The sequence below is a fragment of the Streptomyces sp. AA4 genome (genome assembly GCF_000158875.1).
Lineage (GTDB): Bacteria > Actinomycetota > Actinomycetes > Mycobacteriales > Pseudonocardiaceae > Amycolatopsis.
Window position 1 is genome coordinate 6,494,392 of sequence record NZ_GG657746.1, and the last position, 16,803, is coordinate 6,511,194.

The 16,803-nt window shown below is 69.5% G+C and carries 14 protein-coding genes; 3 read left to right on the forward strand and 11 right to left on the reverse strand.

Annotation, left to right across the window (positions count from 1 at the left end; all coding sequences use genetic code 11):
* Window positions 1–12: 12 nt before the first annotated feature.
* From SSMG_RS29615 to SSMG_RS29625, 3 genes are all read right to left on the reverse strand, one after another.
* Window positions 13–255 (reverse strand): PLDc N-terminal domain-containing protein, encoded by a 243-nt coding sequence (locus SSMG_RS29615; RefSeq protein ID WP_009082131.1) that lies wholly within the window; start codon window positions 253–255, stop codon window positions 13–15.
* 112 nt (window positions 256–367) lie between these two features.
* Complete coding sequence (locus SSMG_RS29620) at window positions 368–1,486, reverse strand: NAD(P)/FAD-dependent oxidoreductase (protein ID WP_009082133.1); 1,119 nt, start codon at window positions 1,484–1,486, stop codon at window positions 368–370.
* 1,677 nt (window positions 1,487–3,163) lie between these two features.
* Window positions 3,164–6,514 carry a TM0106 family RecB-like putative nuclease gene (locus tag SSMG_RS29625; protein WP_037715243.1) on the reverse strand — a complete coding sequence of 1,117 codons (3,351 nt, stop codon included), beginning with the start codon at window positions 6,512–6,514 and terminating at the stop codon, window positions 3,164–3,166.
* Window positions 6,515–7,099: 585 nt separating this feature from the next.
* On the opposite strand from SSMG_RS29625, the gene SSMG_RS29630 reads away from it, so the two are divergent.
* Window positions 7,100–7,630 (forward strand): GNAT family N-acetyltransferase, encoded by a 531-nt coding sequence (locus tag SSMG_RS29630; RefSeq protein WP_199841099.1) that lies wholly within the window; start codon window positions 7,100–7,102, stop codon window positions 7,628–7,630.
* Window positions 7,631–7,639: 9 nt separating this feature from the next.
* Here the strand turns inward: SSMG_RS29630 and SSMG_RS29635 are convergent, their stop codons facing one another.
* From SSMG_RS29635 to SSMG_RS29665, 7 genes are all read right to left on the reverse strand, one after another.
* Window positions 7,640–8,857 (reverse strand): RNA polymerase sigma factor, encoded by a 1,218-nt coding sequence (locus tag SSMG_RS29635; protein ID WP_037715246.1) that lies wholly within the window; start codon window positions 8,855–8,857, stop codon window positions 7,640–7,642.
* The gene (locus SSMG_RS29640; RefSeq protein ID WP_009082141.1) at window positions 8,854–9,177 is read right to left on the reverse strand and encodes a YciI family protein; all 324 of its coding nucleotides are present in this window, start codon (window positions 9,175–9,177) and stop codon (window positions 8,854–8,856) included. The genes SSMG_RS29635 and SSMG_RS29640 overlap by 4 nt, the downstream gene beginning before the upstream one ends.
* A gap of 24 nt (window positions 9,178–9,201) precedes the next feature.
* The gene (locus SSMG_RS29645) at window positions 9,202–9,822 is read right to left on the reverse strand and encodes a dihydrofolate reductase family protein (protein ID WP_009082143.1); all 621 of its coding nucleotides are present in this window, start codon (window positions 9,820–9,822) and stop codon (window positions 9,202–9,204) included.
* Between the two features lie 120 nt (window positions 9,823–9,942).
* Entirely contained in the window at window positions 9,943–10,782 is an 840-nt protein-coding gene (locus SSMG_RS29650; protein WP_037715249.1) for an aminoglycoside phosphotransferase family protein, read from the reverse strand.
* Between the two features lie 16 nt (window positions 10,783–10,798).
* Window positions 10,799–11,707 carry a ribonuclease Z gene (locus SSMG_RS29655; protein ID WP_009082154.1) on the reverse strand — a complete coding sequence of 303 codons (909 nt, stop codon included), beginning with the start codon at window positions 11,705–11,707 and terminating at the stop codon, window positions 10,799–10,801.
* A gap of 125 nt (window positions 11,708–11,832) precedes the next feature.
* Entirely contained in the window at window positions 11,833–12,810 is a 978-nt protein-coding gene (locus tag SSMG_RS29660; protein WP_037715251.1) for an NAD(P)-dependent oxidoreductase, read from the reverse strand.
* Window positions 12,807–13,775, reverse strand: a complete 969-nt coding sequence (locus SSMG_RS29665) for a ScbA/BarX family gamma-butyrolactone biosynthesis protein (protein WP_009082158.1) — start codon at window positions 13,773–13,775, stop codon at window positions 12,807–12,809. The genes SSMG_RS29660 and SSMG_RS29665 overlap by 4 nt, the downstream gene beginning before the upstream one ends.
* Before the next feature lie 180 nt (window positions 13,776–13,955).
* Between SSMG_RS29665 and SSMG_RS29670 the strand changes: the two genes are divergently transcribed.
* On the forward strand, window positions 13,956–14,588 hold the full coding sequence (locus SSMG_RS29670; protein WP_009082160.1) for a ScbR family autoregulator-binding transcription factor: 633 nt from the start codon (window positions 13,956–13,958) through the stop codon (window positions 14,586–14,588).
* Between the two features lie 426 nt (window positions 14,589–15,014).
* On the opposite strand, the gene SSMG_RS29675 is transcribed toward SSMG_RS29670, so the two are convergent.
* Complete coding sequence (locus SSMG_RS29675) at window positions 15,015–15,629, reverse strand: ScbR family autoregulator-binding transcription factor (protein ID WP_199786021.1); 615 nt, start codon at window positions 15,627–15,629, stop codon at window positions 15,015–15,017.
* Between the two features lie 273 nt (window positions 15,630–15,902).
* On the opposite strand from SSMG_RS29675, the gene SSMG_RS29680 reads away from it, so the two are divergent.
* Window positions 15,903–16,670, forward strand: coding sequence for an AfsR/SARP family transcriptional regulator (locus SSMG_RS29680; RefSeq protein WP_009082166.1), 768 nt, complete (start codon window positions 15,903–15,905; stop codon window positions 16,668–16,670).
* The last annotated feature ends 133 nt before the right edge of the window (window positions 16,671–16,803 follow it).

Genomic DNA, 16,803 nt, shown 5'->3' on the forward strand with positions numbered 1-16,803 from the left:
TGACATCTTGTGTCAGCGAAGCGAGGCTTCCGCGCTCCGCTTGCCGACCAGGAACCACAGCATCGGCCCGAGGAACGGCGCGCAGAACGCGAAGACCACCCACACGAACTTCATCCCGAGGCCGAGCGGGCTGCCGAGCACGCTCACCAGCGCGCCGATGAACAGCAAGACCGGAAACGCCACCAGCACCGCGATTCCGGCTACGGCGGCGAACTGCAGGCCTTCATGGACGGTGTCGGCCAGGACGGCGGTCATCTGAAGATTCCTCTCTCACAGCGGGTCGAGGCCCATTGTGCGAGCGGAACCGCCTGGCCCGGATCGGCTTGCCGGCTCGATCCGGGTACCGCTTAAGTCGTACGCCGGTCCACTATGGACGCCCGAACAGCTCCAGCAAGGCCGCCGGCGCGTCCGCGCGGAAGCAGCTCTCGAGACTTTGCGCCGACTCCGCCGCCGATTTCGCGCTGCGCGGGAACAACGCGGCCTCGTACTCGGCGAGCGCACGTTCGACGTCGTCGGGGTGCCGGGCGAGCGCGAGTCCCAGCTCAGCGCCGTCGAGCATGGCGAGATTCGCGCCCTCTCCGGCGAACGGCGACATCAGGTGCGCGGCGTCGCCGATCAGCGTGACGCCGGGCACCCGCGACCACGAATGCTCGACCGGGAGCGCGTGGATCAGCCGCGGGACCAGCTCGCCGTCCGCCTCGGTGACCAGGGCGCGGAGCCGCTCGGACCAGCCCTCGAAGTGACTCAGCACGGCAGCCTTGGCGGCAGCGTGGTCGGTGAAGTCGATGGACGCGGTCCAGCTTTCCGGGACACGCACGGCGGCGTAAACGTGCAGGCTGCCGTCCGGTTCGCGGTGCGCGAGGAAGCCTTTGTCCTCGCCGAGCGCGAAACTCATGCCGCCGCCGAGGAGAGCCGCCGCGTCCGGGTGGCGGGAGTCCGCGTCGAGGAGGTCGATCTCGACGAAGGAGATGCCGGTGTACGCCGGTTTTTCGGGTGAGACCAGAGGGCGGATGCGCGACCAGGCGCCGTCGGCTCCGATGAGCACGTCCGTGGTGAGCGACGTGCCGTCGGCGAGGGTGAGCCGGTGTCGTCCCCCGGACAGGGGTTCCGCGGCGGTGACCTTGGCGCCCCAGCGGACGGTGCCCTCCGGCAGCGAGTTGAGCAGGAGGTCGCGCAGGACCCCGCGGTCGATTTCCGGCCGCTCGCCGCTGCCGTCGTCCGCTTCCGCGAACAGAAGCGCGGCGGTGCGGTCGTAGACACGGGATTCCTGGCCGCCTAAGTGGATCAAGGTTCGGAATTCGGCGTGCAGGCCGGCCGCGTGGAGGGCGACCTGGCCGGAGTCCTCGTGGATGTCGAGCATGCCGCCCTGCGCACGGGCGGACGGGGAGGCGTCGAGGTCGAGGACGGTGGCTTCGATGCCGTGGACGTGCAGGACGCGGGCGAGGCTGAGACCGCCGAGGCCGGCGCCGACGATGGTGATGGTCATGGGTTCGCTCCTGTTCTTGTGGGGTTCCTAGATTCAGGGTAACGAACATGTTCGTTACGAACAAGTTCGTTCTTGAGTGATGCCGGTCAACCCCGACTCGTGCTGGCGGGCTCGGCCCTGCTCGGCTTCGGCCGGCACTGCCCGCTCGGGCCGACCAAACGGTCACTCGATCGGTGGCGATCCAGATCACCTGATGGGGCCGGAACATTCGGGCCGTTCGCGCGTTGTACAGGGTGTCGGTACGGAGGTGCCCCCGGGCCTCACCTTCTGCCTTCCAGGAATACCGGTCCGGCCGGAGCCTGGTCGTGCCACTCGCCGCGAGGCGGCCCCCGTACCGGCGCAGAACCACCCGTCTCCGCGCCACTGCTCCCCCCAGCCGCGGAACGGGATCCGGTGCTCCTGCTCCCGCCGGCCGGTAACCCCCAGCCGGTCCGGACGGAGAGCGGGAGCACACCCTCACGGCCGCGGGAATGTTCTTGGCCCGCAACGAGTTGTATTGAGCAGCGGCAGGTTTCTATGCCTGCCGAATTCGACCGCCGTTCCCGTCGGCGCGCCGGACAGTCCGGAGAAGACTGTCCGCACCCGCCGATTCCCCAGCCACCCCGTCCGCTGCGGCATCTCTCCCCAGTGCCCCGCGCGGACGGGGCTCCCGCGCCCCCGCTCCGGCTCCCGCAGGCCGGACGCGGGGGGCGCCCAGACCACCTCGCTCGCCGCGCCACCCCTCCCCCACGGTCGCGCGAGCGGGGACATGTGCCCCGCCCGGCCACCGGCTCCCGACCGGTCCGGCCGGGCGGGCACCCCCATCTCGCACCGAGCGATTGCTGTGCGGCGCAGGAATACTTTCTGTTCGCTGCACGCGGCCTGCTGCGCGCCCGGCCGCTGGATCTCCGCTCGGCCAACCGGCTGCGGAGGCACCTCGGCGCTGGCGTTCGTCCTTGTGGCACAGGCACACTCGGCGTCGCCAACGGACCGGCTCAGACGCAGCCGACGCCAGAGTCCCGGCCGGACCGGCTGGCGGCCATCCGCTCAGCGCCAAGTGACTGCCTTGCCGCACAGGCACACGCGCTTCCTCGCCACGGGCTCGACTCGGCTAACCGGGGGCGCGTTCGAGGCCGGATCCCCGATCAGACTGGCCAGACTGGCACCTGCTCAGCACTGACCAACGGACTCAGCTGGCCAAGGCGCTCCCCATCGGCCCGGCCACGCGGACACCCACGCAGCGCCGAGCAACCACTTCGCCTCGCAGTCACACCCTCCCCAGCACCTGGCTCAGCCAGTCCGCTCGCGAACGTCGCGCCGAGCGACCGCCTCCCGGCACAGGCACACCCACCCACCACCACACGCCCGGCGCAGGCACGCCCGCCCGCCACCACACGCCCGGCGCAAGCGCGCCCGCCCGTCACCACACGCCCGGCGCACGCGCACCCGCCCGCCACCACACGCCCAGCACAGGCACACCCACCCACCACCGCGCGCCCAGCGCACGCGCACCCGCCCGCCACCGCACGCCCGGCACAGGCACACCCGCCATCACCGCACGCCCGGCGCACGCGCACCCGCCCATCACCGCACGCCCGGCACAGGCACACCCGCCCATCACCGCACGCCCGGCACAGGCACACCCGCCATCACCACACGCCCGGCACAGGCACACCCGCCCATCACCAATTGCCGGGCTCAGTCGATCCACTCGCGAGCATCGCGGAGCAACCCGAGCATTCCGGAGACCAGCCGCATCTGGTCCACCGTCCTGATGTCTGCTTCGAGCAGCTTCGGAGAGCACACCAGAACAGCGACGGACTGCGCGCGGGACAGGGCGACATTCAACCGGTTGCGGGACAAGAGAAAATCGAGGCCTCGCGGCAGGTCTACCGCCGAAGAGGACGTCATGGTGGTCACCACAACGGGTGCTTCTTGGCCTTGGAACCGGTCCACGGTGCCGACTCGGACGTCGCCGAAACCGGCGTCGGACAGGGCTCGCGTCACCACTCGCGCCTGCAGGTTATACGGTGCCACGACAAGGAAATCGGCGTCAGTGAGCGGTCGGCCTTCCCACGTTCGGCCGTGCAGCGACTTGATCACCGACACCACTTGCTCGGCTTCTTCGACCGACCGCGTGGTGTTCCCGCGATGTTCGACCGAGGCCAGATAGAGACCCGACGGAAAACCGTCGATCGACCGCTCCGCGGTGGGATGGGAGTGCAGCAGACCCGCATACGACAGGTTCGAGACCGGCGCGCAGACATCAGGATGCATGCGGCGCGTCAGGTCGAGGAAATAGCCCAGTTCCGGCGGGATGATGTCCGCCTCGCCGATCAGGTGGCCCAGCGCCGACGCCTCCGCGCCTGCCGGATGCGTGCCCTGCACGACCTGCGGCAGCTGCTGCGGATCTCCCAGCAGCACCAGGTTTTTCGCGCACATCGACACCGCCAGCGCGTCCGCGAGAGCGAACTGGCCGGCTTCGTCGATCACGAGAACGTCGAAGGGTTCCTCGCGGACGGCGGCGTTGGCGAAGGTCCAGGCGGTGCCGCCGACCAAATGACCGGTGTTGTTTTCTTCTCGCCAGCGTACCAGCGCGGTGTTGGTTTTCGGCTGTTCCCAAGGCAATGACGGGTCCGGCGTCCGCTTCGCGCGCTTGGCGCAGGCCATCTCCGGCGCGTTCTCCATGGCCGCCGAGAGCACGTTCTCGACCGCCTTGTGGCTGTTCGACGTGACGCCGACAGTCCGCCCCGAACGCACCAGATGCGCGATGAGTTTTCCGGCCAGGTAAGTCTTTCCGGCTCCGGGCGGGCCTTGGACGGCGAGCACGGAACCGTCGAGACGATCGACCGCGGTGATCACCGTGGCGACCAAATCTTCGCCCGGTTCGGGCAAACCTCCACGCAGCCGGGGGATGCGGCGCAGCAAATCGACGCCGGGGTGTGACGGCAGCGCGGGCAGAGTTTCCCCTACCAGGCGGGCGAGATCGGCTACCGCCTCGTCCTTGGGCGAGGGACGCACTGGGCTGCCTGGCAGGACCGCGGCGGGAAGGTCGTTGGACGTCTTGTCCGGCGCGCTGCTCTCCTCCAGCGTCACCTCGACGGCGGTCGCGGACACGACTTTCGCGTCGCGAGCGTCGGCACCGTAACGCAAACGCACGTCGTCACCTGGCGCGTACGGATGCGGACGGTCCGGGTCGCACCGAACGACGAGCGTGCGTTTCGCGGTGCGCAACCGGCCGGACGGCGGCACCCACTCGCCCGCGGTCACCGACACCGGGACCGCGCAGGTCGTGTCCACTTCGAGGTCGCTGATCGGGGCGGCCAGCTGCCGGAAGAACTCCCACCACGCCGGGTTCGTCTCGCGGCGGTGGTAGCCGACGGACGCGGCCAGCAGCGCGCGGGCGTGGTCGTCGGGCGTGAAATCCGCGGGATCGTCGGGGAGTCCGTCCAGAAGCGGGTCGACCAATGCGGCCATCGCGGCGGCGCGTTCGGCTCGTCGCTGGGCGGCTTCCTCTTCTTCGGTGCGGCGAAGCAGAGCGTCCACTTCGGACTCGGGAGCCGGTTCGGCCAGCTCGATTCCGGCTTCGGTGCGCACACGGTGAAGGAATTCGTGCAGGCGCAAGGTGGAGACGCAGTCGTACTCGTTGTAGTCCGCGATGCCGCGCAGGACTTCGTCAGCCTGTTCGGTGTTTCCCGCGGAGGAGAGCGTCAGGTAGTCCTCGTACGCCTCGATGCTCGACACCGCCGTTTTTACCTCGCCAGCGCGGGCTTCCGGCATGTACAGTGGTTCTAAATACTTGATCGAATACGACCGCTGTCCTACCCGCAAAGCCTTGCGTACCACGGCATACAGGTCGATCATCGCGCCGCTGCGAAGCAGTTCGTCCACGGCTTCCTCCCGCGTGCCGTGGACGGCGGCGAGCCGCTTGATCGCCGTGACCTCGTACGGCGCGTAGTGGTAGACGTGCGCGTCGGGGTGTTCCGCGAGCCGTGCGGTGGCGAGGTCGATGAACTCCTCGAACGCTCGTTTCTCCTGCGCGCGGGAGTGTGCCCAGAACGGGGTGAAGCGCCCGTCCGGGGTGACCGCGCCGAAGAGGTACTCCAGGCCCGTGCCGGCCAGGGCGTACGGGTCGCCTTCCATGTCGAAGAAGACGTCGCCGGGGCTGGGCTCGGGCAGTTCGGCGAGCGCGTCCGGGGCGATGATTTCGTAGGCCAGCTCACCGGTTTCGTCCTGCCGGACCTGGATCGCGGCCTGCGCGCGCAACGAGGCGAACGTGCCCTCCGACATGTCGCGCGGACGGTCGGCGGGGTCGGCGCTGGCGAGCGCGTCGATGGTGCCGAGCCCGGCGGTCACCAGCTTGCGCCGCTGCTCGCTGCGCATGCCCGCGACTAGCGACAGGTCGCGGTCGGCCTCGCGCGCGGACGCACAGTGCTCGGCGAACGCGCATCCGGTGCACGCCGGGCGCTCGTCCGCCCAGATCCGGTCCGGCAGCTGCGGCGGACGGTCCTGCAACCGGTCGCGGAGCCGGTCCACGAGCGGGAGGAAGTCGTCGACGCGGAGGCTGCGAGTGCTGCCGTCGCCCAGCAGCAGATGCATCTCCGGCCCGGTGGGCCAACCGGCGCGGCGAAGAGCGTCGGCGTACGCGGTGAGCTGCACGACCGCGGACGGCTTGGCGTGCCGGGCGAGCTTCGTGTCGTAGACCTCGTAGCGGCCCTGGTCGTCGCGCAGCAGGAAATCTGCGCGGCCGGAGAACTCGCCGTCGTGGAACACCGCCTGGTAGATCACCGGCGCACCCGCGCGCAGGGCTTCCTCGGTCGCCTTCGCCGCGACGACCGGATCGTGTTCCTCGATCTCGACGACCTGCGTCCGCTCGCTGCGCAACCGTCCGAGCGTGGCCGCTTCGTGCGCGCGCCCGTGCTTCACCGCCAGCCGATCGGGTGAGGAAGTCGGCCGCGGCGCGCCGGGTATCCCCGCCGCCAGTGCCTGCTTGAGGATGCTCCGGTGCTCGCATTCGAGCAGGTCAGCGAGATCAGACGGCGTGTACATCGCCCGGCAGTCTGTCACGGGTCCCGACGGGCTCCGGCGAGGTGGGCGCCCGACACGCCGCCCGGAATTGTCGGTGGCGGATGGGATGATCTTGGAGTGGCTGGGAGAGGGCGGAAATGGAGGTGAGTGCTCGGGTGGTAGCGGAATGAAGACGTGTTGGCGGAGCTGGCGATCGGAGGTGAATGTGGTTGGAAGGTTGCGGTTTGGAGTGCGTGCTGCGTAGCGCTCGGTGAGCGGCAGGGTGGCGGGACATCGGTGAGGTCGCTTGGCGGGGTGCACACCGCCCGGGCAGCCTTCGCGGGGTCTCGCTGCGGGAGGGGACCAGCGGTAGCTGCGGTAGCAGGCCAGTGGCAACTGCGGGAGCAGACCAGTGGCAACTGCGGGAGCAGACCAGTGGCAGGAGCCTGGCCGTGGCCGGGGTACGCCGCCGAGAAAGCTCGCAGCTTGCCTCTGTCCGCCTCGATGAGCAGGCTGCGAGATTGCTCTCCGGCGGGGAGACCTCCCGTACCGAGTTTCGCGAACCTCGCCCGAATTCGCCGCCGGGCACGGGCTTTGCGCCACTCGGCAGGGGGCAGAATGAGCGACGTGACGATCATCCTGCCTCTCCCCCGAACCGAAGCCGGGGCCGCCTTGCAGTTGCGGCCGTGGCGGGCGGAGGATCTGCCGGTGTTGGTCGCCGCGCATCGGGATCCGCTGATGCGTCGCCAGTTGACGACGTCCCTCGTCGACGAAGGCGAGGCTCGGCGGTGGCTCGACGCGCAGGTCTCCGGCTGGGAATCCGCGACGCGGTTCAGCTTCGCAGTGGTGGGGGACGACGACCTGCCGCTCGGCCACGTCGTTGTGAAGGTGCGGGGCGCTGGCACCGCCGAGGTCGGGTACTGGACGGCCGCCCCGGCGCGTGGGCGCGGCATCGCGGCTCGGGCCTTGGAAACGACGTCGCGGTGGGCGTTCGGCGCGCAGCGGTTGAACCGGCTGGATTTGCTGCATGCCGAGGACAATCCGGCGTCGTGCCGGGTCGCGGAGAAGTGCGGCTACGTCCTTCGCGAAGTGCTTCCGCCCGCGCCGCCGGAGTTTCCGGGCAGTGGGCACCGCCATGTGCGCGACGCAGCGGCCTGACTGGACCCGCTACCCCAACTCCTCTCGGCGGCGGGACAGCGCGGCGGTCTCCGCGGTGTTGCCCGCCAGGTCGATAGCGCGCTGGTAAGCCGCACGTGCTTCCTCGGCTCGGTCCAATCGGCGCAGGAGGTCAGCGCGGGTGGCGTGGTACGGGTGGTACTCAGCCAGCCGGTCCGCGAGCCGGTCTACCACGTCCAACGCGGCCTCGGGCCCGTCCAGTTCGGCGACTGCGATGGCGCGGTTCAGGGCGACGATCGGTGACGGGTCGATGCGGGCCAGCTGGTCGTAGAGGGCGAGCACCTGCGACCAGTCGGTCTCGCGCATGTCCCGCGCGGACGTGTGCACGGCGTTGATCGCGGCGAGAATCTGGTACCGGCCCGGAGCGACCCCGGTGGCGAGGCGTTCGCGGACCAGGCGGTGGCCTTCGGCGATCAGCGGCGCGTCCCACCGCGTGCGGTCCTGTTCGTCCAGGGCGACCAGTTCACCGCTGGCCGACACTCGGGCCGGGCGGCGGGCTTCGGTCAGGAGCATCAGGGCCAGGAGGCCGGTCACCTCGCCGTCGTCGGGCAGCAGGGCGCGGACCAGGCGGGTCAGCCGGATCGCTTCGGCGGTCAGGTCGTGGCGCACCGGGTCGGTGTCGGGACCGGTGGCGAGGTAGCCCTCGTTGAAGGCCAGGAAAAGCACCGTGAGGACGCCGGACACGCGGGTCGGCAGGTCTTCGGCGGCGGGCACTCGGTAGGGGATGCGAGCGGCCTTGATCTTCGCTTTCGCGCGCGTGATCCGTTGCCCCATCGTGCTTTCCGACACGAGGAAGGCGCGGGCGATCTCCGGCACGGTCAGGCCGCCGACCATGCGCAGGGTCAGGGCGACCCGGGATTCGGCGGCCAAAGCCGGGTGGCAGCAGGTGAAGATCAGCCGGAGGCGGTCGTCGTCGATGAGGTGCGGAGGCGCGCTGTCGTACCGCGGCTGGGCCTCCCGTTGCTTGTCGTCGCGTTTGTTCTCGCGGCGGATGCGGTCGATGGCTTTGCGGGTGGCGGTGGTGGTCAGCCAGGCGCCGGGGTTGGGCGGCACGCCGTCGACCGGCCACCGTTCGACCGCGGTCGCGAACGACTCGGCGGCGGCTTCTTCGGCGACGTCCAGGTCGCCGAAGCGTTTGGTCAAGCTGGCGACCACCCGGGCCCACTCTTCGCGGTGGGCGCGGGTGATCGCCTCCCGGACGTCGCTCACTGGAACGGCCGCACCTCGACCTTGCGGTTGCACGCCTTCGACCCTTCGGCGGCGAGCTTGAGCGCCACGTCCAGATCCGGGGCCTCGATGACCCAGAATCCGGCCAGGTATTCCTTCGACTCCAGGAAAGGGCCGTCGGTGACCAGCGCCGCCCCGCCGCGGTTGTCGATGACGGTCGCGGTTTCCGGCATGGCGAGTCCGCCGGCGAAGACCCAGTGGTTCCCGGTCTGGAGCCGCTCGTTGAAGACGTCGATCGCGGCGTCCTCCTCCGGCGTGGCGAGAGTGGGCTGGTCGTGGACCACGGAAATCAAGTACTGCATCCGAGTCTCCCGTCGTTGTCGAGGTCAGCGGCCCGCGTACTGCGGACGGCCGGCCGGGCGCCAGATCTGGGTCGTCACGCCCCGCGCGTCCACTCGAGACTCAACCAGATCCAGCGCCAGATCCGGGCCGTTCCGCGGAAAGAGCCGCTCGCCCTGTCCGACGACCACCGGGATCACGAGGAAGATCATCTCGTCGACCAAGCCCTGCTCCAGCAGCCACCGGACCAGGGTGCCGCTTCCGTGCACCTGCAGCTCGCCGCCCGGTCGCGCCTTGAGGTCCGCGACGGCCGCGGCCAGATCGCCGGTCAGCGCGGTGGTGCCGGACCACTTCGGATCGGTGAGCGTCGACGAAGCCACGTACTTCGGCCGCTCGTTCAGTGCCCGCAGGATGCGTTCCTGGCCGGGAACATCCTCGGCGCGCAGCGCTCCCCACGAGCCGGCGAACAGGTCGTAGGTCCGCCGGCCGAACAGGAAGGCGTCGGCACGCCGGTAGGTCTCGTTGATGAACGCGAGGGTCTCGTGGTCGCCCTTCCCGAGCGCCCATCCGCCGCGTTCGAATCCGTTCCGGCGGTCCTCTTCGGACGCGCCGCCGTTGCCCTGCACGACGCCGTCGACGGTCATCTGCGTCATGGTTACGAGCTTCATGGTCGCGGTTCCTTCGCTTCGGTGCTGCCCCGCGCGGGCTGCTTCACCCCTGCTACGAACACCGGCGACCCGATCCGACACCGCGGCCAGAAAATCTTCGAGGAAATTTCCGCGGTACCGCTAACCGCGTGCCTCCAGCCAGGCGACGACCGCACGTACGAAGCCATCGACGCTGGTCAGCGGCTTGCCCGCGAACACCGCGTGGAGGTGCTCGACGCCGATGAGGTCGTTCCAGGCCCACGCGCGGCGGCAGGTCTCCTCGTCGGCGGCCGCGCGGAGGACCTCCCAACCGTGCCACGTCGCGACGAGTGCCGCGTCGATCGCGGGGTCGGACAAGCTCGCCAGGTCCCAGTCGAGGACGCCGGTCAGCTTGCCGTCCGCGCCGAAGTGGACGTTGCCGCCGCTGAGATCGCCGTGGACGAGCCTGGGCGGGACCTCTTCGAGCGCCAGCAGGGTGTCGAGCCGCTGCCGGACGCCGTCCTGCCACTTCCCTGGCAGCCGCGGAAGGACGTCGGCCACGAGTTCCGCCCAGCCCAGCCCGTTGGCATATCTGCGCGGCCGGTGGAGAACGGCTTCGAGCGCCGGTGAGATCTCCGCCTCGCGCAGTGCGGTCAACAGCGGTCCGAACGCCGCCGGGTCGCCGACGCCTTCCGGCAGCCCTTCGCCGTCGAGCCACGAAACCGCGACGGCCGCGCGGTCGCCGAAGCTGGTCACGGGAGTCAGCGGCTCCGGCACGGCGAAGGGCAGACCGGCCGCGGCCACCGCGCGAAGGATCTCGACTCGGCGCGGCAACTCGGCGGCGGAATCGGGGCGCTTGCTGATCCGCACCGCGGCGACGCCGGGCAGCAACACGACGTGGTGCATATTTCCTTGCGCGGCAAGGCGCGCGGAGCCGATCGGCGCGCCGGGGACGAGTGTTTCGGCGATTTCCAGCAGGTCGGCCGGGACGGGATGCGACACTCCGCCATCCTGCACCTCACCGGCGCGGCGGCAGCGGCACCACGTCCAGGTCGCGGGCCACGTGGATCTCCCCGTCGAACACCTTCGCTGCTTCGTCGCGGAACCGGTCCGCCTCCTCGTACGGGTAGCGCTGCGAGAAGTGGGTCAGCAGCAGCTTCCGGGCCCCCGACTCCGCGGCGAGCCGGCCGGCGTCGGTGCTGGTCAGGTGGCCGTAGCGGTAGGCCAGGTCGGCGTCGTCGGCGCGGAAGGTCGATTCGGCGATCAGCAGGTCCGCCTCTCGCGCGCAGGCGAACGCGCCCGGGCACAGGCGCGTGTCCATCACGAACGCGACCACCTGGCCCCGGCGCGGCACGCTCACGTCCTCGAGCCGGACCACGCCGTTCGCGGTCTCGAGCACGCCGTCGGCCTGGAGCTTCCGGACAGCGGGGCCTTGGACGCCCGCGGCGGCGAGCGCGTCCGGCAGCATCCGGATTCCGTCCGGTTCGGTGTAGCGGTAGCCGAAGCAGTCGATGCGGTGTTCCAGCGGGTATGCCGACAGCGCGCCGCCGAGCGGACCCGGCGCGGAGATCGGCAGCGGGACCAGCTCGGCGCGCTCGTGGAACGACGTCGAGTGCCGCAGCCGGTCGAAGTACTGTTGACCCGACGCCGGGTAGTGGCAGCGCACCGGATGCGCGACGTTGTCCAGGGACAACCGCTGGATGATGCCGGCGAGGCCGAGGCTGTGGTCGCCGTGGAAGTGGGTCACGCACAGGTGCGTGAGTTCGCTCGCCGTCGCACCGGCGTACATCAGCTGCCGCTGAGTGCCCTCGCCCGGATCGAAGAGGATGCCGTCGGTGTCGAAGCGCAGCAGGTAGCCGTTGTGGTTGCGGTGCCGGGTCGGCGTCTGGCTCGCCGAGCCCAGCACGACTAGCTCGCGTCGGGACATGACGATCATCTTCGCGCCCCGCCCGCGCTCGCCGCCACCGAAATGAACTCCGCGGAAACGGCGGCGGCCGTCCGGGATGAATTCCGGACGGCCGCCTTCGATTATCGCCGATTGAATTCGTTCGATCACTTTCCGCGTATTCGATCTTCCGGAATTGCCAGAGTTTCCCGGTACCAGTTCCGGGATTGGGCCATCCGGACGCCCAGTCCCGGTCCCGGGGACACTCCGGTGACCTTCCAGACCTTGTCGCTGGCATACCAGTGGTCCCGGGCGAGCAGCGACCATTGGTGCTCGCTGAGCCACGGCGCCCGCGCCCGGTGCTCGGCGAGCGGCAGGTCCGCGTCGGGAACCGGCAGGTCAAGCACGGTGCAGACGGCTTCGAGCAGGTCCCGCATGCGCACGGGTTCCGGGTCGGCCACGTGGAACACCTCGCCGGGGCTGCCCAGTGCCGGGTCCAGCGCGAACGCAGTGAGCACCGCGGCGAGATCCCACGACGACACCACTGAGGTCCGAGCCTCGCCGCCCGCGGCCCACGCCGGCACCGCGCGCAGCAACTTGACCAGCGCCGGGACCACGTGCCGGTCGCCGTCGCCGTACACCAGGTGCGGCCGCAGAACGAGCCCGCCTGCCGCGCGGACCTGCTGTTCCCCGGCCAGCCTGGTGCGGCTGGTGGCCGAGGCGGGCCCGAGGTCGAGCAGGTCCTCGGGCCCGCCTCGATGCTCGCCGTCGCGGTAGACCGCACAGGTGCTGAGGTGCACGACGCGCCGCGTGCCCGCGCGGTGTGCCTCCGCGAGAAGCCGGGCGGTGCCGCGGTCGTTGACCTCGGCGCACTCCTCTTCGGTGCCGCCGATCCGGGACGCGGCGTGCACGAGCGTCGCGACGCCCGTGCACGCCCCGGCCAGACTGGCGGCGTCGGTGAGATCTCCGCGGTGGATCCGCGCGCCGGATCGCGTGATCCACTCCGGCACCGCACCGCGCGCCAGCACCCGCACCGCGGCGCCGCGGGCGAGCAAGGCCCGCAGCACCGCCGACCCGATGAACCCGGTCGCTCCGGTGAGGAGGATTTCGCCGGTCGTGCTGTCCGCCCCCAGGCCGGCAGTCATGACCTGCGCATCGCCAGGACCCCGGTCGCCACGGTGCGGCCCTTCTGCTCGGCCACCACCCGCACCGAACGGCATCCGTCCGCGTCGGGTTCGATTTCCTCGGCCACCAGCAGGCATTCGGAGTCGAACTCGACGTAGGCGGAGAACTCGAAATCCGAACGCAGCGGCAGCGCGTGCGGATCGCCGATCGTCAGCAGCGCCGCCTGCCGCGCGCCTTCCAGCAGCACCATGCCCGGGACGTGGTCGGCCGAATGGTCGAACAGCACCGGGTGGTCCGGATCGAACTGCAGCGACCAGGTTCCCGCCACCGCGGTGTCCGCGACCAGCACGTCCTCCGCGCGGTACCGGCCGACGAGCACCGGGTCCACGGTCTCCAGCGCGCACGCCTGGAACGGCGTCGCCGCGAAGTGGTCGCCGCGCAGCCGGCGGTAAACCGCCGGGGACACGCAGCGCCAGTTTTCCGAAGCGGTGCCGATCAGTTCGCCGTCCCGGAAGCAGCCGAAGTCGGTCCGCATGCCGATCAGGTTTCCGCTCCGGAACACCGGCTCGTGCGCGCTCACCCGCAGCACCACGTCGATCGGCCGTCCCTCGGTGGCCAGCCCTTCGGGGGTGATAGAGCTGACTTTGTGGTCGGAGATGAACGCGTTGCCGAGCGAAACGCCGTAGGCACGGTGCGCGATGAGCAATCCCGCCTGGCGGCAGGTTTCCGCGAACAGCATGGGGTCGTGCGAGCCCGGAGCGCACGGGCCGAAAAACCCGTGCCGGCGCGGCCACTGCGCGCCGACTTCGAACTGGCCCTCGGCCACGATGTTCAGGTCAGTGACGAAAACTTCCGAGATGGCCGCGCGGTGCACGAGATTGCGCGGGATCGTCTGCTGGAAGTCGACCGGACGTCCGCCCGGCAAACTTTCGCCGTCCGTGATGAAGGTTCTTCTGACAGACTCCTCTAACAATGTACCGACCATGTCGGTCCTCCCAGAAAAAAGATCTTCCCCAGTACCCCCACAACATTTTTAGCGGAAACGGGCGGACAAAACCATACCTACCTACCGGTTTTTTTCTCTGGCTTCGGAGCCGGGACGGAGGTAGACTGGCGAGTCAGCGTGGCCGTTCCAGGCCCGCGAATCCCCGAAAGGAGTGTGGCAGTGGCTCGCCAGGAACGCGCGGAGCAGACCCGCAAGGCCATCCTCGACGCGGCCGCGTCCAGGTTCGACGCGGTCGGCTTTCTCGGCGCGAGCCTGTCGGACATCCTCGCCGAGGCCGGGGTGACGAAGGGCGCGCTGTACTTCCACTTCAAATCGAAGGAAGAGCTGGCGGACGAACTGATCCGCGAGCAGTTCATCGTGCAGACCCCGCTGGCCGACTTCGACAACCCGGGGCTGCAGGCGGCCATCGACCTGAGCCAGAACATGGGGCACAGCCTGCGCTCAGACGTGCGCGTGCGCGCCGGCATCCGGCTGGTCATCGAGCAGGGGTCGTTCGTCGCCCCGGCCGCGAACGCCTACAAGCAGTGGATCGACACCGTGCACGGCATGCTGCTCGCCGCGAAAGCGGCCGGCGACGTGCGGAAAGACGTCAACGCACACGATCTCGCGCAGTACGTGGTCGCGTCGTTCACCGGGAGCCAGCTCAGCTCGCAGGTGCTGACCGGCCGCACGGACCTGCATGAACGGCTCACGTTCATGTGGCAGACGATCCTGAACGCGGTGGTCCCGCCCCGGAGGCTGCACAAGTTCAATCCGGCCGGGACCGCTCCCGCTCACGCCGAGACCAAGTGAGACAACGGCCGTCCGGAAAACCGGACGGCCGGTCTTTTGGTGCGGACTGGGCGTGTTTGGTTGCGTGGCAAGGGTTTTGGGGTTCCGGTTTCGCCGGAGACGCGGGGCTCGCGTTTACCCGGGCAACCGGTCGGTTTGGTGCGAGTGGGCGGCGTGGGTGCGGCGCTGACAGTTCCGGCCATCCGGCGCATCGAAAAGGCGATCCTCGCGGCAGCCGAGATGGCCCATCCGCTTGGCAGGGGGCGAAGTTGTTGTCGCGCCAAGAGTTTCGGGCATCTGGCTCTCCGGGCACGGCGGTCTTGCTTCCGCCATCGATCTGCTCGATTGCGGCGAAGTTGTTGCAGTGCTGAAGGTGTCGAGAATCTGGTCCGCTGGAAGCACTGGCCTAAGCCCGATCAGGACGGCCGCTCGGCTCGCGTGGCTGAGTTAGGCACCGGTCGCGTCGGCGGTCGAGTCCGCTGGTTGCGCGGCTTCGATCACCCGCCACAGTTCGGACAGCGTGCTCGCCAGGTCCGTGCCCGGCGGGATCGTGCCGCTCGCGGCTGCCGATTCCAGGCCCACGCAGGTCACCACGACCAGCAGCGCCGCCATGTCCGGGCGAACGTGCGGGCTCAGCTCCCCCGCGTCGTGTGCCGCGGCGATGTGGGCGCGCACCTGGCCCAGCCAGGCGCGGACGAAGGCCACGAAGCGCGGGTCGTTCGAGCCCATTTCGCGGGCCAGCCGGAAGCTCGCGCCCACCTTCGCGTCCTCGGCCAGCCAGCCCATCAGCGCCCGGCTCAGGTCGGCCAGTCTGCGCAGGTGCGGACGGCACCCGCGGGCTCTCGCGACGTGCCGGTGCAGGACCGCGACGGCGGCCGACTGCACCTCGTCGCAGACCTCGTCCTTCGACGAGAAGTGGAAGTACAGGCCGCCCTTGGTCACGCCCGCCTCGCGGGCGATGTCCACCATGCTCGTGGCCGCGTAGCCGTCACGGTGCAACAGCGCCGCCGCCGCGTCCAGCAGCAGGAGCCTGGTCAGCTCCGAACGGGCCTGTTTAGTCACCGTCTTCCCCATCGTCTCGCGCCGGGAACGGCACGGCGTGCGTTCCGACCGGCTCATCATGACATACCGACCGCCCGGTTTACCACCCTTCAGGGCCTATTACCTGGCAACCTTCGCCAGTTCAAGATCGAAACAGACCAACCTCCCGGTTTTATCTTGAAAACCGACCTCCCGGTTTGCTATGGTTCAGCGGTGGACCCGGCTCGGACCGGCAGGCAGCGGCGCTGGGGGCGCCGCCGGACGGGTCCGGCGCGAAGACACCGGAGGGCAGTCATGCTGAACTACGAAATTCTCGGACAGATCAGAGTGAGCGGCCGGCCCGGCGTCTCCGCCCCGCGGGCCCGCAAGATCGAGACCTTGCTGTCCGTGCTGCTGGCGAAGAACAACCAGGTCGTGACCGCCGAGCACCTGATCGGCGAGATCTGGGGCGAGCATCCTCCCGCACGAGCGAGTGCGGCGCTGTACGTGTACGTGTCGCAGCTGCGGAAACTGTTGCGTGGCAACTCCAAGGATGCGGAAGAGAGCCCTGTGGTCACCAGTCCGCGGGGGTATTCGCTGCATGTCGGGATCGACGAGCTTGATGCCGATCGGTTCACCCGGCTTTACGAGCAGGGGCGGACGTTGCACTGGGACCGCGGCTACGGGCAGGCGGCGAAGGTGCTGCGGGAGGCTTCGAATCTGTGGCGCGGGGCGGCGTTCGGCGGGTTTACCGATTCGTCCGACGTGCAGGCTTATGCGACGTTGCTCGAGGAGAGCCGGCTGGGGTGTCTTGAGCTGCTGATGGAGACCGAGTTGTTGATCGGGCGGCATCGGGAGGTCGTGGGACAGCTGTCGGCGCTGGCGAAGGAGCATACGCTTCGGGAGACGTTCACCGAGTACTTGATGACTGCGCTGGCCCGGTCGAATCGGCGGGCGGAGGCGTTGGAGACGTTCGCTTCGGCGCGGCAGAATTTGGTGCAGCAGCTGGGGATCGAGCCGGGGAGTTCGTTGCGGAAGCTGCATCACAGCATTCTTGTCGGGGAGATGTCGGACGCTGTGTGATCCTTGATCGCGTCGGGGGTGGCCCGGTCTGTCGCTTTGGCGGCGGCCGGGTCTTTTTTGTGCGGCTGCGCCGCAAGAAAGAACGGGTGGTTGCGTGGGGCACCCCGAAGGTTGATTGTGCTGACGGTCTGGG